This window comes from Nostoc sp. UHCC 0870 (assembly GCF_022063185.1).
GTDB lineage: Bacteria > Cyanobacteriota > Cyanobacteriia > Cyanobacteriales > Nostocaceae > Trichormus.
Genome location: NZ_CP091913.1, coordinates 4,809,896 through 4,834,832, shown reverse-complemented (window position 1 = coordinate 4,834,832; position 24,937 = coordinate 4,809,896). Strand labels below are relative to the sequence as shown.

Below are 24,937 nucleotides of genomic sequence, written 5' to 3'. Positions count from 1 at the left end.
CTTGCTCATTCATAAACCTCACTAGATAAATTTCTTTCGTTTTATTCCCGGTTGTTCTGCAAAAACTTTTTGAGGTTAGGAAAAACCATGAATAGAAATGGTTTTTTCAATCGATGCATTGGGTTTTTTATCACTGAGTTTGAGGTTGTTTAAAAATTTACACTATGTTGTGGCACATGATTCAAGCGATAGTTAACAGAAAAGTTAATTAAAATTCCCAACTGATGGAGCCAGTAATGGTAAAAGGTGCATCTCTTACAACATAAGTGTTACCTAAAGCAAAGCTCGAATAGTCTATATCAAACAGATTACGGATATTAATCGCTGCCTTCAAACGATCTCTCCGGTAATAAATGGCCGCATCAGTACGTAAATAAGGATCTAATATGAATGGGTCAGCCAAATTGCCACTGCCTTGTCTCTCACCGACATAAAACAACCCTAAACCAAATCCTAATCCTTTCAAATCACCCCCTTGAATTGTATAGCTTGTCCACAGACTGGCTTGATGGTTTGGTACGCCATACAATCTACTACCGATTGGAAACCGATTATCTGCGGTAACTTTTGCATCGGTGTAAGCATAAGACGCAATTACGTTCCAACCGGGTGAAATCTCACCTGTAACATCTAATTCAATCCCTTGGCTCTGTTGTTCCCCAGTTTGAATAGAAAATCTAGGCCTATCGGGATCAGAGGTGGTTACATTGGTCTTGGTGATTTGATAAGCTGCCAGATTTGCCGATCCATATCTTTGAGTGATTACGTCGTAACGAGAGATATCGGGATAGCCGATGTAAAGGTTTCGAGGCGTTAAGCTGCCATCACTGAGTACAATTGCACCTGATGGACTGGGAGCTTGCAAGGTGCTAATGTACTCATAATAAAGGTTTAAACTTGTTCGATCACCTAAATTTAACGTGATTGAAGGTGCGATCGTCGTCTGCTGCGAGTTGACAAAATCTTGAAAACTATCTGCACCCTGATAGCTGGCGATAAAACGGTAAAGCAGCGTATTATCTGCTGTCAGTGGTCCTGATAAGTCGATGCTAGGCTGATAAAATCCATAGTTTCCTGCCTCAAATGCAAAATTATAATAAGGCTCACTCAAAGGCTGGCGTGTTATCACGTTGACAATTCCACCAGGCTCCAAAGCACCAAACAGAACTGAGGCTGGTCCTTTCAGCACTTCTACTTGCTCAATGGTGCCAATACCTGTTATGCCAAAGCGATCAACATCTCGAAAGCCATTACGAAAATTCCCTTGCTGGCTAAATCCTCTGATGATTGTACGTCCTACAGAACCAGGGAGTGATCCACCAGGAACCACTCCACTGACTGTCTCTACTGCCTCAGTCAAAGTTCTTGGTTGACGCTCTTCCAGTACCTGTCGCGGCACTACTTGTATTGACTGGGGGATATCACGTAAAGATGTATCAGTCCGCGTTGCAGTAGAGGCATTCGGCACGCGATAACTATCTTGTTCACCTGTCACTACCAACTCAATCGGTTCATCCTGCTGTGCTGCTGGTGTCTCACTCGCTGGCTTTTCTTCAGCTTGCGGTGTTTCTGGTGGCTGTGTCGCCGTTGCCGTAGATGCTACCGCCAAAACCAGCCCTGCATCATCATCAAATAACTCAACTGTGGGTAAAGCATTCTCACCTACCACCGCCACTCGCACAGTATTTGCATCAATATTTGTGACTGTAATTTCCGTAATTCCCTCAACTGGTTTTTCCGAGCGGAATGTAAACGCCTCACCACTGGGTAAACGCAATTGAGCATTGGGAATATCTGCAATAAAGTTATTTTCAGCACTGCGATTTGTCACTTGCAGTTGTTCACCAAGGGTTGTCTCTAAAATCACCTCCACCCCTTTATCCGTGGGATTTGCTTTCACACCCGTAATTGTGACAATACTTCCCGGAACAACAGGGGGATTGCTGGGAGTTGGTGACTGCACTAGCAGTTGGGCGTTAGTCGTGGGTAGTTCTATTTCGCTCAATTGGCGAATTTGAGAACTTGTTTGATTTTGTATGTCTACATCTTGCTGTTTCTCACCAGCCCATACCGATGACACTGCAACAATACTCAAACATCCCGAAAGACTGATTAAAAATGATAGATGAACAGATAAACACCAACTCCTCATAGTTCCTCACACAGCAATCAAAGCTTTTGTTGCTAATAATTTTTGATAATAATAAGGTGTAGTGTAGAGAAGTTGACTGTGGCGTGTCTATACAAAAAACGCCAATTTGTTAGCCGAAAAACGCCTTTTTCCCTGCCAAACATTGGCTAGGCGTGATGCCAAACTGCCGCTTGAATGCTGCTGCAAAACGACTGTGGTGGACGTATCCCACCATATCTGCCACTTCTGCCACTTTGCGTTTCCCGCCGCAGACATCGCCTTGGCGGAATAAAATTTCTGCCTTCTGTAACCTTTGCTGTGTCAAATAACCCACCACAGTTGTGTTGAAAAGTGCAGAAAAACCTCTCTGGAGAGTGCGAACGCTGACTCCTACCTGCTGTGCTAGTTCTGACAGGGATGGCGGATGCTCAAGTTGTGTGGTCAAAATTTCTTTAGCGTGGTAAATACGGGCGACTGTTTCAGGTTTCAGCCCTGGTGTATCATGGATTGGCTGTTGCTCTGCCGAAATTAAATCCAGGTACATCGCAACTATTTCAAACACCTTCGCTTGCAGATACATCCGCTTTGCTGCACCATGATAAGGTGCATTCCACATTTGTTCAGCAAGCGATCGCATTGCTGGTGTCACTGTAGGGTAAAATGAGAACTTCCAATCTTCCTCTTTACACAGCAATTTCTGGACATCAGAGCTATACTGCCCATCCTGCAAAAAAAACGATTCTAGTAATTCTGGTTCAATCTCCACATTCACCGCAGTTAAATGTTCGCCCGCACGATATTTGCAAACATAAGAGGGCGAAATCCCGCCACCTGAAAAGTAGCTGCGTGTTCCACCCAGATTAGGATGAACATCGTCAAAATAAAGAAAGCCAGAGAGAAAAATTGTGAACTGAATCAAATGATCGTGGGCAGATGTTTTCACCGTAAAATCCTGGTGGTACTCACAATCTGAGAAGTTTAACCACACCCCAGGCGATAGACTCATACTGCGATTGTAGCCCCCTCCCAAGATTTCCGGCACGCCCACAAGCCTCTCAAAGCTATCCAGCACGAGATTTTCCACCTGGGGTTGAGGAGCCTGTTGGAGCAGTTCATCAAAGTCTGATTCGTTGAGGATGAGTGTCATGCTGGAGTAAGCTAAGTGCAAGTTATTATCAATAAATTTACCACTACATAGATGATGCAGATCAACTGAGGCGAGGGCTTTCTGGATCAAATGAACATTGTTTTAATGAATCCCAGACTGTACGCGCCACAAACTGGTATAAATTCCATCAATTGCTACTAATTCAGCCGAAAGTGCGATCGCACTTTCGGTTACTCCGGCGATAGGCTTCACTTTCATCAAGGACGCGACCTCGTTCATAAGTTTCCGCAGTAAAGCTTTTAATTGTGGCAATCCTAGAGATATTATTAGCTAAACGACTATTAATAAATCCGGCTTTATCCCGTACATTTGCATACAGGGGAGCGAGTCGTTTTTGGAATACTTTTGCAGACGAATATGGTGTATTTAGGCATTGGTTTAGTGGTAATTCAATAACAATATTTATGGCTCTCCCAGAGTAGTTATGCTAGAATAGCATGAATAAATCCAGTATAATTCAATAGAATTAGCAGTGATTAGTGGCGATAATCCAAGCTGGGAAGGAGTTATACAAGCAATTAAGACTATAAATAAGCAAGAAAGGTTGAGAATAAAATTAGCATTTTAATAAATATGCCTTCTAATCCCCTACTTCATTTTATTACTAAAGTTATTAATATTGAAGATATTAAGGTTGTGAATTACAATTTTATCACCGATGATGAAATCGTAATTGAAATCCAAAGTCAGTCAAAAGTTGCTCAGTGTCCTCGCTGTGGAAAGACAACTGATAAAACTCATCAAAATCATTGGTATATGGTCAGAGATATACCCATGAGTGGCTATCAAGTAATTTTAAAAGTAAATCGTCGTCAATTGAAATGTACAGAATGTCAGAAAGTATTCAGCGAAAAACTGTCTTTTGTAAAAAGTAGAAGAACTTACACAACAAGACTAGGGATGAAAGTAATCAAGGAAGTATTAGAGACGGATGTGGAGAGTGCAGCTAGAAGAAATAGAATGACACCATCTGAGATAGAAACAATATTAAAAGAGTTAGAAGCAGATTTGCTAAAAGAAAAACCTCGTCAGATAAAAAAGCTAGGAATAGATGAAATCACACAATTAAAAGGGGGAAAGAATTATGCAGCAGTATTAGTAGATTTAGAGACAAGAAGACCCATAGCTTTGTTAGAAAAAAGAAATAAAGCAGTTATAGCAGAATACTTATCCAGTCTAGGTTCAGAGGTACTGAATCAAATAGAAGAAGTCAGCATAGACTTATGGATACCCTATAAAAGTTTAATCCAAGAAATGCTACCGAATGCTCAAGTGGTGGCAGATAGATTCCATGTCATGAAACAAATAAACCAGGAGTTAGACGCAAGAAGAAAACAGGAAAAAAGAGCAGCAGAGAAAATTAAAAATCGCCAAGAAAGAGAAAAGAAATTAGCTGGCTTAACTCACAGTAAATACCCTTTGCTAAAGAAAAAAGAAAGCCTGAGTGATGAAGAAAAGGCGAAGATAGCTTCACTCCAAAAAGTTGCTCCAGAGTTAGGAGAAATGTATCGGAATAAAGAAGCAATTAGAGATATATTTGAAAGTCCGATAACCAGTGATGAAGCCTTAGATAAATTCCTGGAATGGACTCAAGCAGCTTATAAATTATTCCCCAAAAGTTGTCGAACCATCTGTAGATGGATAGATGAAATTCTTGCTTATTTTGATCACCGAACTACTCAAGGTATCGTAGAAGGAATTAATCAGAAGATTAAGCTCATTAAACGCAGAGCTTATGGCTTAACTAACTTTAATAGTTTTAGAAGAAGGGTTTTACTAAATTGGTATTTCTGTTGTTAATTTAACATATCTAGTCTGGGAGAGCCTTTATTCTTAACCTATTTACAGTAGTTGGTACTTTATTCGTTTGCTTGTTGGGTTTCGCTGCGTTTCACCCAACCTAGTAGCTATTGGCAGATTCACAATAGACTCAAAATTAATAGGTTTGCATAGCTTTTAACGACTCTCGGAAAGCTTATACTTTTTCCTCAAAAATATTTATTTCCCGTTAGGGAGTATTAACTAAATACTTATACAAATCATCAATCACAGCATCAGCTGCAAGTGGGTTATTTCCAGCCCACGACGTAACATCGAAAAGATAAACCTGTCCTTTTTGAACAGCATTAAGTTTTTTCCAAAGCGGCTTTTGTTTTAAGCTTTCATAGGCTTCTGTATGTCCTAGATCGGAAACTCCAAAGAATAAGATATCGCCATCTAATAGCTCCAGCCTTTCTTCAGAGATACCGTCTATCCTACCACCATGTACAGAAACATCTTGTGTTGGGGGGCGTTGCAGTCCCAACTCCTCAAGAATTGAACCTGCAAATGAATTTTTAACATAAATGTATGCGCTCTGACCATAAGCAAAAGCAACAGAAATAGTTTTATCTTGATAGCGATCGCCCAAGGCTATTTTTAGTTCTTGGATTCGTTGATTATAGTTATTCAAGACCTGCTGTGCTGTCGTTTTTTCTCCTAATATTTCAGCAACAATATTAAAACCTTGTTTCCAGTTCGTGATTAAATCTGCGATCGGAATGATTACTGTGGGTGCAATTTGAGAAAGCATAGGATAAACCTGTTTAACAGGTTCCCAAGCCAAAATTAAATCAGGTTTAAACTGCAAAATTTTCTCTAGATTGGGACTATTTGTAAGGCCTATGTTTTTGATCCCTTCTACCTTATTGCCCAAATAAGATAGATCCCTTATTAAGGGAGCATTTAACTCTATATCTGAACCACTACTAGCAATGGGTTTAACGCCCAGAGTCAGTGCGTTACCTAGTATTTGGTAGGAAATAGTGATAATTCGTTTGGGATGATTCGGAACGCAGGTTTCACCCATTGCGTGCTGCACAACTCGGCAAGGGGTTAAAGGCGTTTCGGAGGGTGGTAGCTTGCTATGGTTAATTTTTGTGCTGTTACAAGCTGAGATAAGCATAGCAGTCAGGCTCACCACCCAAAACCATCGCCACCAAGCTTGCCATTGTGGGTATATTTTTAGCCCCATTTTAATTCCACCTTCTTAAGGCTAAGGTATACACATAAGCTCAACTGATCCCCCCTAGCCCCCCTTGAGAAGGCTACCGTGTACACACAAGTCTTATAACCTTGTCCCACATCGTTTTGATCCCCCCTAACTCCCCTTGAAAAAGGGGGAAGAATCAAAGTCCCCCTTTTTAAGGGGGATTTAGGGGGATCGAACCCACATTCTGCACCCAGCACAAAGATGTGTGTACACCGTAGCCTTGAGAAGGGGGGAACCGGATCGGCTTCAAAGTTCCCCTTTTTAAGGGGGATTTAGGGGGATCAAAACTGCCACGAAATAGTTCCCTGCACCGTTAACGGTTCACCTGGAGAAACGCGCAATGGGCTAAAGGAGGCAGTCTCAAAATAATCAACATTGAACAGATTTCTAAAATTAAGGGCAGCACGGAACCGATCGCGCCTGTAAAAAATTGAGGCATCTGTCCGCAGATAGCTGGGAATTTGAAAGCTATTGTCTAAATTCGCTTGCCGTTCTCCTACAAAGAATAATCCTAAGCCAACTCCCAAACCTTGCAAATCTCCCTCTAGAAGCTCATAGCTTGTCCACAAGTTAAAGGTATTCTCAGGAGCGTTAGCCAGCCGATTGCCTTCAGGGATACTATTATCTTGGGTAACTTTGGCATCGGTATAGGCATAACCTGCAAGAATATTCCACCCCGGCAAAATTTCGCCCTGAACGCTGAGTTCAACACCTCGGCTGCGCTGTTCTCCAGTCTGAATTGAAAAACCAGAGGGTACACCCGGTCTAGTGTCAGTCGTTAAGACATTGCTACGGGTCAGGTCAAACAAAGCCAGGGTTGCCGAAAGTCGGTCATTCACATCTGCCTTGACCCCTATTTCATACTGAGTGCCACGTTCAGGTTGAAACAAGTCACCTTCAAAGGTCGTGCCAGTGGCTGGGGTAAAAGATCGGCTGTAGCTGGCATAAAGGGAAATGGGTTCAATGGGTTGATAGACAATGCCCACACGGGGAGTGAAGGCATCACTCGATTGACTGGTTTCAACGTTGGTCTGAAAATTTTGATTGGTTTCTGTAACCAGATCAAACCGTCCACCCAGCAAGAACTTAAGATTTTCTGCCAGTGTCACCTGATCTTGTAAATAAATCCCCAGAGTGTCCCGGTAAAAACCGCCATTAAAAGCGCGGGAAAGAGGTCCAAAAGCAGGCTGTCCATAGACAGGGTTGAACAAGTCTATGGGTGCAGCAGTGCCTGTAAACACGTCTACGGTTTGGTCAAATCTACCCAAATCAACTCCAAAAACTAGCTGATGACCAATTGAACCTGTTGAAAACCTGCCAATTAGGTTGACATTTAGATCATAGATGTCTCTATCAGTATCATCAAGACGCTCAACCCCACGAGTTAAGGTTCGATTATCGGCAGCAAGACTAATCGGAAAAACCAGCCTGTCAGAACTAAAATTAACTGCTCTCCACTGAAATGCCTGTTGAATTGACCAGTTTTCGCTGAACTCATGCTCTAGCCGATAGCCCGCTCTTCTAACCGTGCTATTAAGAATGCCGCCTGGTTCTCCCACAAAACGATTGCGTGGGATCTCACCATTGGGGTTTGGCAACACTGTGCCGATCGCTGGCAATCCAGAGTAGTAAGAATCTTCAGTTCTATCTGTGTACTCCCCTTCCAGGGTAAAACGTGTACGCTCTCCAAGCGCAAAACTCACAACGGGTGCAATCGTAAATTGACGGGCGTTAAAAAAATCAACAAAACTTCCTCTGTCTAAATAGGCTGCATTGAGACGATACAATACTGTCCTAGAATCGTTCAACGGTCCCGATAAATCAACAGCACCTCGATAGAAATCATAGCTGCCAACAGTTGCATCAATGGCATAGAAGGGATCACGAAGTTAATGGTTCCCCCTGGAGTTGCTTGACCATAAAGTACGGAAGCAGGACCTTTTAGTACTTCGATTCTTTCGATGTCGGGGGTAAGATCCGACAATGTACCTCCATTCTCTCTCAGCCCATTTCTAAGATAATTACCAACGTCGCTAGGATTGGTATTAAATCCTCGAATAGTAAAGTTAGCGCGCTCGGTTCTTGAATTAAGGAATGAAGCTACTCCAGGGACGTTTTGCAGGGCTTCGTTAGTGTTAGTAACGTTTTGATCGCGCAATACTTCTTGCGGTACAACTTGAATCGATTGGGGAATATCCCGCAATGGTGTATCCGTCCGCGTCGCTGTACTTGCATTCGGTACGCGATAACTATCCCGTTCCCCCGTCACCACCAACTCAATCGGGTCATCCTGCTGCGCTGCGGGTTGTTCCTCCGGTTTTTCTTCTGGTGGTTTTTCCGGCTCCTGGGCTGTCGTAGCTGTCGATGCAACAGCAAAAATCAACCCCATATCATCATCAAATAACTCAACCGCAGGTAACGCTTTCTCACCCACTACCGTTACCCGCATGGTATTCGCATCAATATTTGTAACTGTAATTTCTGTAATTCCCTCGATGGGTTTTTCCGACTTAAACGTGAAAGCATTGCCATCATGTAAACGTAACTGCCCACCAGTGATATCTGCAATAAAATTATTCCCTGTGCTGCGGTTGGCAACTTGCAGTTTATCCCCTGTGGTTGTCTCTAAAATCACCTCCACACCTTTATCAGTGGGATTGGCTTTGACTCCCGTAATTGCAATAACTTCCTCTGGCTTGGGATTAGTGGGTGCGGGTTGCTGTACTAATAATTTCGCGCTAGTTGCAGGAAGTTCGATATCGCCCAGTTGGGGAATTGAAGTGTTATTTTTTTGCTGTAGGGATAATGGTTCATCCTTTGCCCATCCTGGTTGTACTGCGATAGCTTCGCTCTCTTCGAGACGCTCCGCGAACGCCGCAGGCATCGCACTCAAGCATCCAGACAAACTGACTAGAAACCACAAACGAACACTAGCGGACAAAGACCAACGTTTCATACTTCCTCACCACACAAATAAATCTACTGCTAAAAATTCTTAATAACAAGTAGGGGTAGTATAAAAAACGCGTAGCCGTAATTGTCGTTAGACATCGCTCGGTGTCTATCCAAAAACCGCCATTTATAATCCAAAAACCGCCTTGTTAACTGCTAAACATTGACTCGGTGTAATACCAAACCGCCGTTTAATGCTGCTGAAAAATTGTTTTATTTTCTTAGCATGGCTGATTTAGAAGCACTACAGCCTTACAATCAGGAAGGTGCAATCTACGAATAATGCCTTCATGCGTCGAGATTCGATATTTTATAAACTATTTCAACAATCGCCTACTTTACTATTTGAGCTATTGACAAATCCGCCAAGTAATGCAGATGAATATAGATTTGATTCAGTAGCAGTTAAAGAACCAAAATTTGAAATCGACGGAGTATTTCTACCACCACTAAATCAAAATCCTGGTGTGGTGTATTTCTGTGAGGTGCAGTTTCAAAAAGATGAACAGCTTTATGAACGGGTATTTGCGGAATCGTATTTGTATTTTTACCGCAATCGTGCCAGGTTTAGTAATTTACAAATCGTGATCATTTACCCATCCCGCAGTTTAGAACAAACTGATATTAGTCCTTACCTCAGTCAACTTAATAGCCCCCAGGTACATCGGATATATTTGGATGAGTTGGGTGATATTCGCTCTCTACCCCTATGGGTGGCGTTAATGGTGTTGACTACCCTGGAAGAAGAAAGTTCTACTGAGGAAGCTAGGTATTTACTAAAGAGGAGTCAACAGGAAGTACCTCAAGCAGAAAATCGTGCCATCATAGATTTATTAACGACGATTATGGTGTACAAGTTTGAAGGCAAGAGTCAACGGGAGGTAGAAAAGATGCTAGGAATTACACTCCAACAAACACGGGTTTATCGGGAAATCAAGGAAGAAGGGCGAGAGGTAGAAGCGCGATCGCTAATTTTGCGTCTATTAACCCGTAAGGTGGGAGAATTACCCCAAGAAGTTCGTCAAAAAGTTGAATCTCTTTCGTTGGAACAATTGGAAAATCTGGGAGAAGCGTTGCTTGATTTTACCAGTATGGCTGATTTAGATGCTTGGTTAAAATCAATCTAAATTTAATTGGTGAGTGGTAACGTCAAAATGATAATTGTTGCTACTGAATAGTGGTGTCTACCCAAAAACCGCCTTGTTACCTGCTAAACATTGACTGGGTGTAATGCCAAATCGTCGTTTAAATGCTGTTGAAAAATGCCCTAAATGTCCGTAACCAACTAAATTCGCCACATCTGCAACTTTATGCTTACCATGTCGCAATAGCATTTGGGCTTTCTCTAACCGTAACTGTGTTACATAACCCACAACTGTTGTCTGGAAAAGGGTTTGAAAACCTCGTTGTAAAGTGCGATCGCTTACTCCTACCATTTGAGCTAGTTCTGATAGGGATGGTGGATTCTCGAATTTGATTGTCAAGATTTCCTGAGCATGGTGAATCCGCGCAATGGTTTCTGGTTTGAATTTGGATGCGTTGCTCACCAATTCCTGATCGTCACAAATCGTATCGACAAATAAAGCCAATAACTCAAATACCTTACCTTGCAGATATAACCGTTTAGCAGCACCCCGTAGTGGTGGATTCCATAGTTCCTGAGCAAAAAAGCGCATCTTTGCAGTCACCTGGGGGTAAAATGCTACTTTCCAATCATCACCTTTGAATAGTTGCTTGATATGATCTGTGTTGCGCTGTTCCTCATCCAAAAATGATTTCAGTACCTCTGGTTCAATTTCTACATCTACATAGGTAAACCGCACCCTTCCTTGATACTTGCAGTTGTAAGCTGGTGAAATTCCACTCCCAGAAAAATAACCGCGTGTCCCACCTAAAACGGGATGCACTTCCTCACAATCCATAAAACCCGATAAACAAATACCAATTTGAATTGTATGGTCGTGGACAGGTGCTTTCAGTATCAAATCCTGGTGATGGGTGCAATCCATCAACATCAACCATATTCCCGGCGATAGTTCCACCTCGGAAAAATAAAAATCCCGATCAATATATTTTGTGATCTCGGCAACATCCTCAAATGTACCAGATACCGAATCTTGCCAGTCGGGATTGCTAGCCTGTAAACGCATCTCATCCCAGTCCGATTCATTGAGGATAAATGTCATGCTAGGAGGCTGGAGAAAAATTAATTAAATACTAAGTTTTTGCAACTATTTTACCACATATGCTAGGAAATATAGGTGATTTGGGATATATGTTTTCACGAAACTCTTTAGAGCAATTGTTACTAAATCATCAGTAGTATTTAACAATCTATAGTAATAATGCTTAGATAACTAGAGAGGGTTAAAAAATATCCGTGATTAATGACACGGTAGCTAGATTCGGGTGGTTCGTCTGTTAAATAACGATATAACTTCCCCATTAAAAAAGAAAGCCCCATAATGACAGTTAGCAGTTATCAATACACCTGACAACTGTTAACTGTTAACTGATTTAAGCGGTTTCCAAAGATGGGCTAGGAAAATGTGGTTTCAATACTTCCAGCCAACGTAGGATACGTTCGTCGGTTTTGTCGCTCTCATTTACTTCGTCAATAGGTAGTCCGATAAATGTATCGTTGCGGACAGCAAGGGAATATTCGTAAGTATAACCATCAAGGGGAAATTCACCAACTAAAGTCGCGCCTAATTTTTTGAAGTGATCGTACAAAGTACCCAATGCGCTGACAAACTGTTCCCCGTGAGTTATACAATCTCCCGCACCAAATAAGGCGATGGTTTTACCTGTAAAATCGGGTTTTTCGATGGACATATCGAATATAGGATCGCGCCAATCATTTTGGACTTCTCCTGAACCCCAAGTAGAACAACCAAAGAGCAAATAATCATACTCCAACATCTGCTCAACGCCATCAAAATCTTCTTCCATGCTGTAAATATCACACAGTTCCTCACCAAAATGCTCGTGCAGTTTCATGGCGATGGATGCAGTGATACCGGAAGTGCTACCATAGAAAATAGCCATTTTTGCCATAATCAAATCTCCTCTGGGTTTAAACGAGCGAATTTTTGAGCTTGCTATTACTGAGGATGTTTATACCTAGAGATTCCCCAAATTTTACAGGTTAGATTTTGCCTATAATTAGTGTTTGAGGTGAAAATTTATAGGCATTATTGTTATCCCTGCTAGTTAGTCAACACCCTATAAAGTATTGCTACTTAATGAGTATTAATTGCAATAGATTCTAATTAAATAATATTTATATTTACAATTTAAAAAAGTTTAAATATTACAAATGATATTTTCAATAATTAATTATTGGTTACAGTAATATTTTGTCCAAAGTCCAATAATAAAGGTGATTAACAAGTTATCTCAAAGGATGATGGAGCGATCGCATCATCCATACACCCATTAATGATAGGACTTACGCATTGACAGTAAAGCCGAAATAGCAGGTATGCTTTTCAGGGCTTTTAGCTAAATTTCTCAGTTACCTTTTTGTTATACCTGCGGCGGGTTACACCTACGCAACTAACAAAGCATGGTTTGTAAAAGGCTGAAACGACCTATTTAGGTTATTACACAAAGTGAGTCTTTTGTACAGTGTGTAAGTCCTAAATAATATATATTCCTTATTGCTAATATCCTCATGATTGTTGTAAATTAACTATTAATACTTTCATAGTTAAGAATTACTTGCAACTTCTCATTAAAATTGCCGTTAAAGCATGACAAATATCCTGACGGAAGAGCAAATCAATCAAATTGAACAGGAAACTTTAGAAAATTTAGAGGTATCGTATAATACTAAAGGATTTGACCAAATTCAAAGAGTCCGCAACAGCTTATATGATACTTATTCCCAAGTAGTTGAATTGCGTCCAGGATTAATTCTAGAAATTTTTGATGATTATTACTACCAGCAAGTTAATAGTATAGTTAATCACTATGGTGGTTACGTACTAACAGCCAAATTTTATTTATCAGGTAATCACAATGTAATTTGTCCAGGGATTCCAGGAGTTACAGAAAATTATCAAGAAACTGTAGGGAATAATTACTTATTCTACTTACCTGATATTGAAGAAATAGAACAATATTTTGCAGGCGATCGCATCTATTTAATTAGAATTTGTATAGACCTAGACTTTTTTAAATCCTTCATTGATGGGCTAGAGCATCTACCAAAACAGTTACAGCCTTTTTTAGAAAGTAACTCTCCATCGCTATTTCACCGCCCAGTCGGTAAGATTACCCTACCCATGCAGACAGCATTACAGCAAATGCTCAATGTACCCTATCAAGGGATGATACAAAAAATGTATCTGGAAGGCAAGGTATTAGAATTGCTAGCTTTGCAGTTTGCTCAACTGATAGAGACTGAGGGAGATAAACAACCCCTCATTAATCTCAAAGTCGGTGATGTTGAGAAAATTTATCATGCCAAGGATATTTTAACCAAAAACTATGATCATCCACCGTCATTAATCGACTTAGCGAAAAAAGTTGGTATTAATGACAACAAACTAAAGTACGGTTTCCGTGAAGTATTCGGTACTACAGTATTTGGATATTTGCGTGACTATCGCCTAGAAATAGCGCGAAAGTTGCTACAGGAACAAAAGCAGAACGTGAGAACTGTAGTCAATACAGTTGGTTATGCCAATCAAAGTCACTTCGCCGCCGCATTTAAGCGTAAGTTTGGTATTAGCCCCCAAGATTGTCGCTTAGGCAGAAAAGCCGTTTAATAATCACAGAACCAACAAACCCCTAAACCTACTCCCCTATTTGACTATTTGCTGCTTACTTGCAAGTTCATGTCAAAAATTAATCACACTCTCCCGCTATGGTCTAAAACTCTCCGTCTACTATGTAGACTTACCCTTCGTAAATTACATAAACTCTTTCCACAGACAGTTGCAAATAAATTGCAGTATTGAGCTTGACTTTGTGGAGTGAGGGGTATGGAGTCTCGACCAGCGAAAGAGGTTATTTCAGCAGGGATTGTGTTGGCACTGGTATCATTACTTTTACAACCAGCAGTTGCGGAAACTAAATCACATCATTCTATCAGTACAGTAAAGTTACTACTGGCACAACAAAATGATGTTGCACCTGTGGAAGTAACAGGTGTAAAAGTCACTAATACAGATAAAGGTATCGAAGTGACTTTAGAAAGTGCTAAACCAGAAGCACTGCATCCTGTCATTAAGAGTGCAGAGAATAATTATATTGCAGATGTCCCTAATGCAGTCTTAGCACTACCGGAAGGTAAAGAATTTAGCATTGCTAATCCAGTAAGCGGGATTGTATCTGTGATTGTTACTCAAGTTGATGCTAATACTGTGCGGTTAACGGTAACGGGTGAAGCAGGTTTACCCACAGTAGAGTTATTTGACAGTGATGAAGGGTTAATTTTTGAGTTTGCGCCCACTGTATCACAAACACCGCCACCATCACAGCCGACAAGTGAAACACCACCAGAACAGCCAACAGCCGAAAGTGATGAAACTATTGAATTGGTAGTGACAGCTACACGCACAGGAGAAGAACTACAAAATATACCACGTTCTGTAACTGTGATTACCCGTGAGCAACTTGATCAGCAAACTAAAGTGAATCGAGATTTGCAAAGTATTTTGAGTAATTCAGTTCCAGGTTTAGGAGCTAGTTCAGACTCACAACAAAGTTTTGCTCAGACTTTGCGGGGAAGACCACCTCTAGTATTAGTAGATGGAGTACCGATTAGCTCTAATATTGATAATGATACATCCGTCGCTAATTTACGTCGCATTGATGTTGAGGCTATTGAACGGATAGAAGTAGTACGCGGTCTAAGTGCTGTTTATGGTGATGGTGCTGCGGGTGGGGTGATTAATATTATTACCCGACGACCAACTCAAGACCGAGTAGTTTCCAGTGCAGAAATTGGAGTACGATCCGTTGGTAATTTCAAATCTGGTAGTTTTGGTAACTTTTTAAACTACGGTATTTCCGGTAAGCAAGGAGGGGTAGATTTTGTCGCTTCTTTCACCCGTGATAGCTTTGGAAAACCATTTGATGCAGAAGGCGATCGCATACCATTATTTGGTGATGCAGAAGCCGAAAGTGCTTCGATTAACTTTTTAGGTAAGCTGGGATTTCAATTAGGTTCACAACAGCGATTGCAAATTACAGCTAATTACTTTAATGATGATCAAAATCAATATGGAGATTATGATTTAACTGTAGGAGCAATCCCAGGAATTCAAAAAGCACGCCTCCTAGATAGACCAGTTGATTTTGTTAATTCCTCAGATCCTTTTAACCGAGGAACTGTAATTCAATTCGACTACACCCATAATAATATCTTGAATAGTCAACTACAAGCACAGGCATATTATCGTCAAACTAAAACAGCCGCAACCCTATTTGATAACCGCTTATTTGATCCAGATAGCATTTTAGATATTGGTCGTTCGGTAGTGAAAGCAGAACGATTTGGAGGACGTTTACAGTTAGATACAGCTTTATCAAATAACTTGAATTTACTGTGGGGCGCAGATTATTCCAGTGAAGATAGTAAAGGCGATTACGATTTATTTGATGTTGCAGAGTTTGACAACAGCAATGGCAGAATAGCAAGAAAAATCGGTTCATCAATTCGCATCGCTCCTTTTACTACCAAAAACTTGGGTTTATTTTCTCAAGTAAAATGGGAAGCAAGTGAAAAAGTATTCCTGAGTGGTGGGGTACGTTATGAAAATATTAATGTGTCAGTTGTTGATAATTGGGTAGATGGACAAACTGCACTATCTTATCGAGGTGGGGAGAAAACTTTAGATGATGTGGTATTTAATGCGGGTGTAGTTTACAAAGCCACCCCAACAATTAGTTTCTTTGCTAATTTTGCTCAAGGATTTTCATTACCTAATATTTCTCGCATAGTACAGCGTCCCCAAGCGGGTTTCAATTTTGCTGAAGATGTGGAATTATCAGCACCACAAAAAGTTGATAGCTACGAATTAGGAATTCGTGGACAGTGGAATAATTTCCAAGCTTCCCTCGCTGGATTTTATAGTTATTCCAGTTTAGGAACTACGGTTCAATTTGAAGACTTTGGCAGTGATTTTAGAATTTTACGCGCTCCCCAACGCAATTATGGTATTGAATTAGCAGCAGATTGGCAACCGAGCGATAAATGGAAATTAGGCAAAAGCGCAAAATCAATTTTTGACGCTAATACTTACATTAAAATCACACATTTACAGCATGGAACAGGGTTGGGGGAACAGGGAACAGGCTTGAAAGTCTCTTAGTATCTGGTTTATTCTTAAATTTTGTATCTCATTTACCTGAAATCTGCTGTAATGTATGGTGTTAGGGTGCGTCAGTATGAATAATGTCTTGTTATAGTTAGGTTTTCTCGGACTGACGCACCCTACATTTTGTATATTTATTGACTTGGAGGTTAATGATAAAAAATAAAATTTGGGCTTTAATTGGGAAACAATCTGTGTTTAGATGTCTATTTCTCCCTATTTTTACACCTATTGTCATTGTGGCTTGTAGCCATATAGTAATTAATCATGAACATAGCAAAGTACAAACTATCAAATTGAATCCTACACCCTGTTATGTAGTGAAGCACAAAATGGGAGAAACCTGTGTTCCCCAAAATCCTCAACGTATCGTTGTTTTAGCTCACACTACCTTGGCAAATGTTCTAGCTTTAGGTGTGAAACCGATTGGTATAACAAGTGCTGATTTACCTCCCTATCTCCAACAAGCCAGGGATATTCAAGTAGTTGGTGAGGGATGGGAACCTGATGTTGAAAAAATTTTGCTGCTTAAACCCGATCTGATTCTTGGCAAAGAGTACCATCGTACAGAATATAATACATTATCACAGATTGCTCCAACCGTACTCTTGGAATGGAAAGGTACACCTTCTTGGAAACAGCATTTAGAAGATGTTGCCCAGGTTTTAAATAAAACAGATCAAGCCAAATTATTAATGCAGAATTACCACCAACGGCTGGAAGAATTTAAACTGAAAATGGGCGATCGCCTGAAAAATCTTCAGATTTCCTACATCGATATATTGGTAGGTTATATCTGGTGTGATGTGAAAAATTCCTTTGCAGGGACGATTCTAGCAGATGCAGGTTTACAGCGTCCTTCCGCCCAAGAAGTTGTCACTAAAGGCGGATACATTACATTTGGTTTAGAAACCATGCAAGAAGATGCCGATGGAGATGTAATTTTTACTAGCCATTGGATGGATGAAGATGGTGCAAAAGCTTTGAAAAGAAATCAAAATCACCCTCTTTGGCATAAACTCAAAGCCGTAAAACAGAACCAAGTATATGTTGTTAATCGTCACTTTTGGCGAGGTTCAAATATTCTTGCTGCTCACAAAGTAATTGATGATTTATTTGATTATTTAGTAGATGCGAAAAGTTAACGCGCCAAAGGCGGGGCCTAGTCCATTACTGTTTAACCCGCCCCTAATATCTTTGAATTACAACCTATTGCAAGATATTTGCTGCTTACTTACAGGTTAATGTCAAAAATTAATCACACTCTCCGTCTATGGTCTAAAACTCTCCGTCTACTATGTAGACTTACATCAGATAAATTACATAAACTCTTTCCACAGACAGTTGCAAATTACTTGCAATATTGAGTTTGACTTTGTGGAGTGAGGGGTATGGAGTCTCGACCATCGAAAGAAATTATCTCAGCCGGGATTGTCTTGGCACTTGTATCATTGCTTTTACAACCAGCTGTTGCGGAAACCAAATCACATCATTCTATCAGTACGGCGAAGTTACTACTGGCACAACAAAATGATGTTGCATCTGTGGAAGTGACAGGTGTAAAAGTCACTTCCACAGATAAAGGTATCGAAGTGACTTTAGAAAGTGCTAAACCAGATGCACTGCGACCTGTGATTAAAAGTGCAGAGAATAATTATATTGCAGATGTCCCTAATGCAGTCTTAGCACTACCGGAAGGTAAAGAATTTAGCATTGCTAATCCAGTAAGCGGGATTGTATCTGTGATTGTTACTCAAGCTGATGCTAATACTGTACGGGTAACAGTCACAGGTGAAGCGGGTTTACCAACAGCAGAGTTATTTGATAGTGATGAAGGTTTAATCTTTGCACTTGCACCTGTAGCTGTAACGACACAGCCACCAGAACAACCAGAACAAACGAGAAGCGAAACACCACCAGAACAAGTAACAGCCCAAAGTGATGAACCTATTGAATTGGTTGTCACAGGTGAACGGAATAGTTATCGAGTACCTAACGCCTCTACTGGAACTAAAACAGATACTTCCCTGCGTGATATACCTCAAGCAATTCAGGTAATTCCTCGACAAGTCCTGCAAGATCAACAAGTCAGGCGTTTAAACGACGCTTTACGAAATGCACCAGGTGTAATATCTAATAGCTCGGAACGTTCTGTTTTTGAAGGCTTTACCATACGTGGTTTTAGTAACCGTAATATCATCCGCAACGGACTAAAAGACGATACTAACATCACAACTAATGTGAATACCGAGAATATAGAGCAGATAGAAGTTTTGCGGGGACCAGCCTCGGTTCTATTTGGTCAAGGTGGTGCTGGAGGAACAATTAATATTGTCACGAAAAAACCTCAAAGTATTCCTTCTTATTCCTTTGAAGGAACTATTGGCAGTTTTGACACCTATGGCGGTTCTATAGATTTTACAGGTCCATTAAATAATGAAAAAACTTTACTATATCGGTTAAACGCATCTGCATCAACAACAGATACATTTGTTGATTTTTTTGAGAGAGAGAGTTTCTTTATTGCCCCCAGTTTAACTTGGCTGATGGGTAAGAACACCCAATTAACTTTAGAAACCGAGTATTCAAACCAAAAACAACCCAATGACCGGGGTTTACCTGCTGTGGGTACAGTATTACCTAATCCTAACGGTAAAATCCCTCGTAATCGTTTTCTTGGCGAACCTTTTGATGAGATTGATAAAAATAATCGTCAATCTCTGCGAATTGGCTATAATTTTGAACACCGGTTTAACGAAAATTGGCAGTTCCGCAATAACTTTAATTTTTCCTACTTAAGTGCGAGACAAAACTCTCTATTTCCCTCAGCACTTTTAGATGATAATCGCACTCTTAGAAGGGGTTTAATTGTCGCTGCATTTGCCCAACAAGCATACAATTTAGATACCAATATTCTCGGAAATTTCAAAACAGGCAATATCGAACACAAATTGCTAGTCGGTATTGACCTGTCGAGAGATGTTTATTACAATGAAGGCAGAAACTTCAGACAAGAGCTTGGTTCTATAGATATTTTTAATCCCATTTATCGCCGTGATAGTGTTGGTGAAGTTCTGAGCGAATTTGAAGATGAACCTTTCATTTCTAATGGTTTAGGCATTTATTTACAAAACCAAATTTCCTTTTCAGAAAACTTGAAGTTAGTTCTAGGTGGAAGATTTGATATTGTCAGCCAAAAAATAGAAGATGCTCAAGGCGAAACCACATCTTTTCAGCAGGATGAAGCATTTAGCCCACGAATTGGTATTGTCTATCAACCGAGTCAAGCCGTTTCTTTATACGCTAATTATAGCCGTTCCTTTGAACAAGTCACTGGGACAAATTTCGATAACAGACTTTTTGAACCAGAAAAGGGAACTCAATATGAAGTGGGGGTAAAAGTAGATTGGACAAAAAATCTTTCTTCAAGTCTAGCTTTATACCAACTCACCCGCTCAAACGTTCTCACTACTGATCTCAGGGATCCAAGCGGAAATACTTCTATCCAGACAGGGGAACAAAGAAGTCGTGGTTTTGAAGTAGATATCACAGGTGAAATTGCACCAGGATGGAAAATAATTGGTGGCTACGCTTACACCGATGCACAAATTACTGAAGACAATGATCTTCCAGTCGGAAACCGCCTTAGTAACGTGCCAGAACACGCGATTAGTTTGTGGAGTACCTACGAACTTCAAAAAGGGAATCTCCAAGGTTTAGGATTTGGTTTAGGACTCTTTTATGTAGGAGAAAGAGAGGGAAATTTAAATAATAGCTTTAGTCTGCCGGGTTATTTACGGACTGATGCTGCCTTGTTTTATCGCCGAAATAATTTCCGTGCTGCTTTAAATTTACAGAACTTGTTTGATAATGAGTATTTTGAAGCAGCTAGTGGCATTTTGCGCGTTTCTCCTGGCGCACCCCGTACTGTGAAATTTACATTGGGCTGGCAATTGTAATTTACAAATTACTCAAATGGGTAGTTTTTAAAATTGCGATTTATGGCAAATTACATACAGCACTTGAATGTTCTGAGGGCTGTTTTATTACTCAATTCATCGCCAAATGATGCAATGATTAGAAAATGGTTTTATCATATCAAATTATTTTTGATCATCACCCTAGCTGTAATATTTCTCAAAGGCTGTTATACTTTTTCCTCTCAAGAAACCTACTCATCAAAAGTCAAGTCTCTTACATCAGAATGTCGAATTATTAAGCATGAATTAGGAGAAAGCTGTATTCCTTTACAACCTCAACGCATAATCGCTTTAGATGAAACTTCTATGGAAGCGTTGTTAGCACTGGACTTAAAACCAGTAGCAGCAATACAGCCTAATATTGCAGGAAGCATAATACCAAAGTTGGGTAAAAAAGCTGAAGGTGTTGTTTCTTTAGGAAAAGATAGTCAACCAAATATAGAAAAAATGGTGCAGTTAAATCCAGATTTAATTTTAGGTTTTTCTATTAGTGCAGAACAATATAAATTATTTTCCCAAATAGCACCGACAGTAACATTTGATTATATACAATTTGGTTGGAAAGATGCGTTCTCACGTATTGCTGAGACAACAGGTAAAAGTGAACAGGCAAAAAAATTACTTGACGAATATCAACAACGAGTTGAAAAAATACGCATATTTGTCAATCATAACCTCAAAGGAAAAACAGTTTCTATTAGTCGTTTTTATGCTGGTAATCAATTTACAGAATTTCGCACTAAATATTCATTTCCTGGTAGTCTAATTACAGAAGTCGGAATCCCTCTACCAGAAATTCAAAATCAACTTACTACTAATGAAAATCAGCCTTTGGTTTCAGTTAGTTTAGAACGTTTAGATTTAATCAATGCTGATATTTTATTTATAGTTTTAGATCCGGGTGCAGAACCAACTTTTCAAAAATATCAGAATAGTCCACTTTGGCAAAACCTGAAAGCTGTTCAAAATCAACGAATCTATACTGTTAATTCAAGTTACTGGATTTTCGGAAATATCCTGTCAGCAAACGCCATCTTAGATGATTTATTTAAATACCTGGATAAAAATTAATGCTAGTTAATTCTCATCAAAAAATATTGCCAATATCTCAAGAATTAGATAACACAATTGTGATCAATTTCTTAAAAAAAATATTTACTCTTGCTCAAAGAAATATAGATAATTCCTATACAGACATCATAATTTTAACTCAGCCTTCAGATGATGTTGAGGTGATTTCACTTAATGATTATCTACAACCAGATAGACTTTTATCTCAATGGCAAACCAGCGAGATATACCAAAAAATTCCAGATATTCGTATTGCTGCATCTATCTGGAATAAAGTTTATAGTTGGACAACATTACCAGGTGTTCTAGCTTTGATGACTTGGGCAGGAATTGGGTTAAATGCTGAACTGGATAATGTGAGTTTTGTATTAGCAGAAGGTGAACCCAAGGCGTTATGGTTTCATGATTTAAGTGATAATGTAATTTATCCCCAAAGATTACCTATACCCATTCCTCGTTTAACTAAACTTTCTAAAAAAATATGTGGGGTAATGCGGTAAATGCTTCAGAATGGCAGTTTGCCAAACTTAATAAAGTTACAAATTCAGAATCAATAAAAACAGATTACTCCGTCTTGTATGAACAAGCTTACAGTTCAGTTATGCCAGGACGTAACCCACTTTATAATTTAGTCCGCACTGAACAACTTAACGAACCTGGTTTACCAGCTACAGCTACAGTTCGGCTTACCTGTTGTTTATATGCTTTTATTCCTCCTTGTGATGAGAAATGTACAAACTGTCCTCTATTAAAACCACAAGAACGAATTGCCCAAATCAAGGAATACATGAAAGAATCTGACTGAAATTATATTCATTGGCGTTGCATATTTTAGGGGAGGATTTTTTTCACGCAGAGGCGCAGAGAGTCAGAGAGTCAGAGAGTCAGAGAATTTTTATACCACAACAACCAAATCTAGCTAGTATGCGTAATTTTCTCATCGTTTGGCTTGGTCAATTAGTGTCTACCATTGGTAGCAATATGACTGGCTTTGCAATTGAAATTTGGGCATGGGAAATTACAGGTAAAGCCACAACTTTGACTCTGGTAGGTTTTTTTAGTTTGCTACCAAGTATTATTATTACTCCCATTAGTGGTGTAATTGTAGACCGATTTAACCGCAAATTTTTAATGATGGTGGGTGATACTGTTGCAGTTCTCAGCACAATTGTAATTTTGTTGTTGCATCTCACCAATAATCTACAAATTTGGCACTTTTATCTGACAGGCGCGATTGTTGGAACTTTTAATCAATTTCAATCTTTGGCGTACTCAGCATCAGTATCACTGATGATTCCTAAACAACACTATACTCGTGCTAGTAGTCTAGAATTTTTATCCGGTTACGGTAGTCAAATTATTGCACCTGCTTTGGCGGGGTATCTTTACACTGTCATTGGTTTTCTAGGAATTTGGTTAATTGATATTTCGACGTTTATTGTAGCAATTGGGAGCTTATTATTTGTGAGTATTCCTCAACCAATACCAACCACAAAAAACGAAAATATAGCCAACATTTGGCAAGATTTGGGATTGGGTTGGCGTTATATTACTACTCACAAAAGTTTGCTGGCGTTGTTAATAGTTAATTTATTATTTTGGCTACCCCATGATGTTGGAAATTCCTTATACTCACCTATGATTTTGTCGCGCACTAATAATAATACTTTAGTGCTAGGTAGCTTGGCTGCTGCGGCTGGTGTTGGTGGTGTGATAGGGGCGATAGTTGTTAGCACTTGGGGCGGTTTTAAACGGAAAATTAAAGGCGTTTTATGGGGGATGATGGGTGCAGGTATCAGTAAAATTGTCTTTGGTTTGGGTAGAACACCTTGGGTTTGGATTCCGGGACAATTTTGTTCTTCTTTGAATTTTCCTTTAAATGGCAGTTCGGATAGTGCTATTTGGTTAGCGAAAGTACCACCCAATGTGCAAGGAAGGGTTTTTGCAGCGCGATCGCTACTTTTACAGATCGCTTCTGCTGTAGGCTATTTAATAGCAGGGCCTTTGGCAGATCAAGTTTTTGCACCCGCCTTGCAATCAGGCGGTGTTCTAGTTGGTATTCTCGGCGGATTATTTGGGACTGGTACTGGTGCAGGAATTGCGCTGTTATATGTAATTTGTGCGCTGTGTATGTTGTTGGTCGGTTGGCTAGGCTTTTCTGTACGTCTGCTGCGGGATGTGGAAGATATTGTACCTGACCATGATGAAGAGTATAGCCAGTTGAAGTAATAAATTTAATTTACGCTGCTTATTAGTTTCTAATCCTAATGATATTACGATTAGCTCACTTAACCAAATATTTGAATAAGTCATCCAAAACTTGATTAGCTCCAATTATTCCCCATGCAGAAATCCAAACATCATTTTTCACTGGATAAACGTGATTTTGTTGTACAGCTTGTAACTGCGACCACAGAGGATGATTGGTGAATTGTTTCAACCTTGATTCATTGTGTCCTCCAAGAATTAAGAAAATAACATCACCATTGATTTGAGGAATTAATTCCAAGGAAATGTTTTCGTGATTTTTATCTTTATCTTGATATTTAGGACGAGGTAAACCGATTTCTTTGAGGATTGATCCACCGAAGGAATCATTCATATAAAGACGAGTGAAATTAGCCCAAAAGTTGACTAAAGATACTTTTGTTTGGGAAAGGGTATCTCCCATTTGTTGACGCAGGCTTTCTATTCTTTGATCATATTTTTGCAACAATTTTTCAGCTTTTGCTGTTTCTCCCAGTGCTTCCGCATATTTCTTTAACCAATCTTTCCAATCGCTATCTTGATCTGCTAATACTGTTGGGGCAATTTGCGATAGTTGTCCATATAATTCAGCATCCCAAGAAAACCCTAAAATTAAGTCTGGTTTGAGATATAAAATCTTTTCTAGATTTGGTTGACCATTAATACCAATTTTTTCAATTCCTGATGTTAAATCTTGTAAGTAAGCAGCAAAATTATCATCACTGAATGTTGTGGCTGCTATTGGTTTTACCCCTAAAGCTAAAATATTATCTAAGCCACCTAGTACAACTACTTTCTGTGGATGCAAAGGTATTTTTGTTTCGCCCATAGTATGTTTAATTACGCGCATTTCTGAAGTTGCATTCACAGAATTTATAGTGACATTCTTTGGTGTACTCATTCCACAGCCGATAACTATTAAAGCTGTGATGATGCTGAATAAAATTAACTTAATTTGATGATAATTAAGTATATGGTGCAGGAAGGTAAATACCCTGATAAATAAATGATTTTTAATTGACATTTTTC

The 24,937-nt window shown here is 39.7% G+C and carries 16 protein-coding genes and 2 pseudogenes; 10 read left to right on the top strand and 8 right to left on the bottom strand.

From position 1 onward, the window contains the following. Positions 1–208: 208 nt before the first annotated feature. The 3 genes and pseudogenes from L6494_RS20365 to L6494_RS20350 all read right to left on the bottom strand — a co-directional run. Entirely contained in the window at positions 209–2,152 is a 1,944-nt protein-coding gene (locus L6494_RS20365; RefSeq protein WP_237989588.1) for a TonB-dependent receptor domain-containing protein, read from the bottom strand. Between the two features lie 109 nt (positions 2,153–2,261). Beyond that, positions 2,262–3,368: an AraC family transcriptional regulator gene (locus L6494_RS20360; RefSeq protein ID WP_237989587.1), complete on the bottom strand. Its 1,107-nt coding sequence runs from the start codon at positions 3,366–3,368 to the stop codon at positions 2,262–2,264. A gap of 94 nt (positions 3,369–3,462) precedes the next feature. Next, positions 3,463–3,642, bottom strand: a pseudogene (locus tag L6494_RS20350) (ABC transporter); the annotation flags it as partial. Positions 3,643–3,872: 230 nt separating this feature from the next. Between L6494_RS20350 and L6494_RS20345 the strand changes: the two are divergent. Beyond that, complete coding sequence (locus L6494_RS20345; protein ID WP_237988450.1) at positions 3,873–5,099, top strand: ISL3 family transposase; 1,227 nt, start codon at positions 3,873–3,875, stop codon at positions 5,097–5,099. Between the two features lie 208 nt (positions 5,100–5,307). Here the strand turns inward: L6494_RS20345 and L6494_RS20340 are convergent, their stop codons facing one another. After that, positions 5,308–6,312 carry an iron-siderophore ABC transporter substrate-binding protein gene (locus tag L6494_RS20340; RefSeq protein WP_237989584.1) on the bottom strand — a complete coding sequence of 335 codons (1,005 nt, stop codon included), beginning with the start codon at positions 6,310–6,312 and terminating at the stop codon, positions 5,308–5,310. Between the two features lie 299 nt (positions 6,313–6,611). Further along, positions 6,612–9,286 (bottom strand): annotated as a pseudogene (locus L6494_RS20335) (TonB-dependent siderophore receptor). 286 nt (positions 9,287–9,572) lie between these two features. On the opposite strand from L6494_RS20335, the gene L6494_RS20330 reads away from it, so the two are divergent. Continuing rightward, positions 9,573–10,409: a DUF2887 domain-containing protein gene (locus tag L6494_RS20330; protein WP_237989583.1), complete on the top strand. Its 837-nt coding sequence runs from the start codon at positions 9,573–9,575 to the stop codon at positions 10,407–10,409. A gap of 57 nt (positions 10,410–10,466) precedes the next feature. On the opposite strand, the gene L6494_RS20325 is transcribed toward L6494_RS20330, so the two are convergent. Further along, positions 10,467–11,468: a helix-turn-helix transcriptional regulator gene (locus L6494_RS20325; protein ID WP_237989582.1), complete on the bottom strand. Its 1,002-nt coding sequence runs from the start codon at positions 11,466–11,468 to the stop codon at positions 10,467–10,469. A 331-nt stretch (positions 11,469–11,799) separates the two neighbouring features. Next, a complete protein-coding gene (locus tag L6494_RS20320; protein ID WP_237989579.1) occupies positions 11,800–12,339 on the bottom strand; it encodes a flavodoxin in 540 nt (179 codons plus the stop codon). A 698-nt stretch (positions 12,340–13,037) separates the two neighbouring features. Here L6494_RS20320 and L6494_RS20315 point away from each other — a divergent pair. The 8 genes from L6494_RS20315 to L6494_RS20280 all read left to right on the top strand — a co-directional run bounded on the left by L6494_RS20315 (position 13,038) and on the right by L6494_RS20280 (position 23,890). After that, positions 13,038–14,057 (top strand): helix-turn-helix transcriptional regulator, encoded by a 1,020-nt coding sequence (locus tag L6494_RS20315; protein WP_237989578.1) that lies wholly within the window; start codon positions 13,038–13,040, stop codon positions 14,055–14,057. A gap of 216 nt (positions 14,058–14,273) precedes the next feature. Next, complete coding sequence (locus tag L6494_RS20310) at positions 14,274–16,607, top strand: TonB-dependent receptor domain-containing protein (RefSeq protein WP_237989577.1); 2,334 nt, start codon at positions 14,274–14,276, stop codon at positions 16,605–16,607. A gap of 155 nt (positions 16,608–16,762) precedes the next feature. Continuing rightward, the gene (locus tag L6494_RS20305; RefSeq protein ID WP_237989576.1) at positions 16,763–17,755 is read left to right on the top strand and encodes an iron-siderophore ABC transporter substrate-binding protein; all 993 of its coding nucleotides are present in this window, start codon (positions 16,763–16,765) and stop codon (positions 17,753–17,755) included. Between the two features lie 246 nt (positions 17,756–18,001). Beyond that, positions 18,002–20,569 (top strand): TonB-dependent siderophore receptor, encoded by a 2,568-nt coding sequence (locus L6494_RS20300; RefSeq protein WP_237989574.1) that lies wholly within the window; start codon positions 18,002–18,004, stop codon positions 20,567–20,569. A gap of 114 nt (positions 20,570–20,683) precedes the next feature. Next, on the top strand, positions 20,684–21,661 hold the full coding sequence (locus L6494_RS20295) for an iron-siderophore ABC transporter substrate-binding protein (protein WP_237996171.1): 978 nt from the start codon (positions 20,684–20,686) through the stop codon (positions 21,659–21,661). Next, the gene (locus L6494_RS20290; protein WP_237989572.1) at positions 21,661–22,161 is read left to right on the top strand and encodes a ferric iron reductase; all 501 of its coding nucleotides are present in this window, start codon (positions 21,661–21,663) and stop codon (positions 22,159–22,161) included. Before L6494_RS20295 ends, L6494_RS20290 begins: the two co-directional genes overlap by 1 nt. Beyond that, on the top strand, positions 22,143–22,466 hold the full coding sequence (locus tag L6494_RS20285) for a (2Fe-2S)-binding protein (RefSeq protein WP_237989571.1): 324 nt from the start codon (positions 22,143–22,145) through the stop codon (positions 22,464–22,466). Before L6494_RS20290 ends, L6494_RS20285 begins: the two co-directional genes overlap by 19 nt. A 119-nt stretch (positions 22,467–22,585) precedes the next feature. Next, positions 22,586–23,890: an MFS transporter gene (locus L6494_RS20280; RefSeq protein ID WP_237996169.1), complete on the top strand. Its 1,305-nt coding sequence runs from the start codon at positions 22,586–22,588 to the stop codon at positions 23,888–23,890. Between the two features lie 55 nt (positions 23,891–23,945). Here the strand turns inward: L6494_RS20280 and L6494_RS20275 are convergent, their stop codons facing one another. Beyond that, positions 23,946–24,932, bottom strand: a complete 987-nt coding sequence (locus L6494_RS20275) for an ABC transporter substrate-binding protein (RefSeq protein WP_237989570.1) — start codon at positions 24,930–24,932, stop codon at positions 23,946–23,948. Positions 24,933–24,937 lie beyond the last annotated feature (5 nt).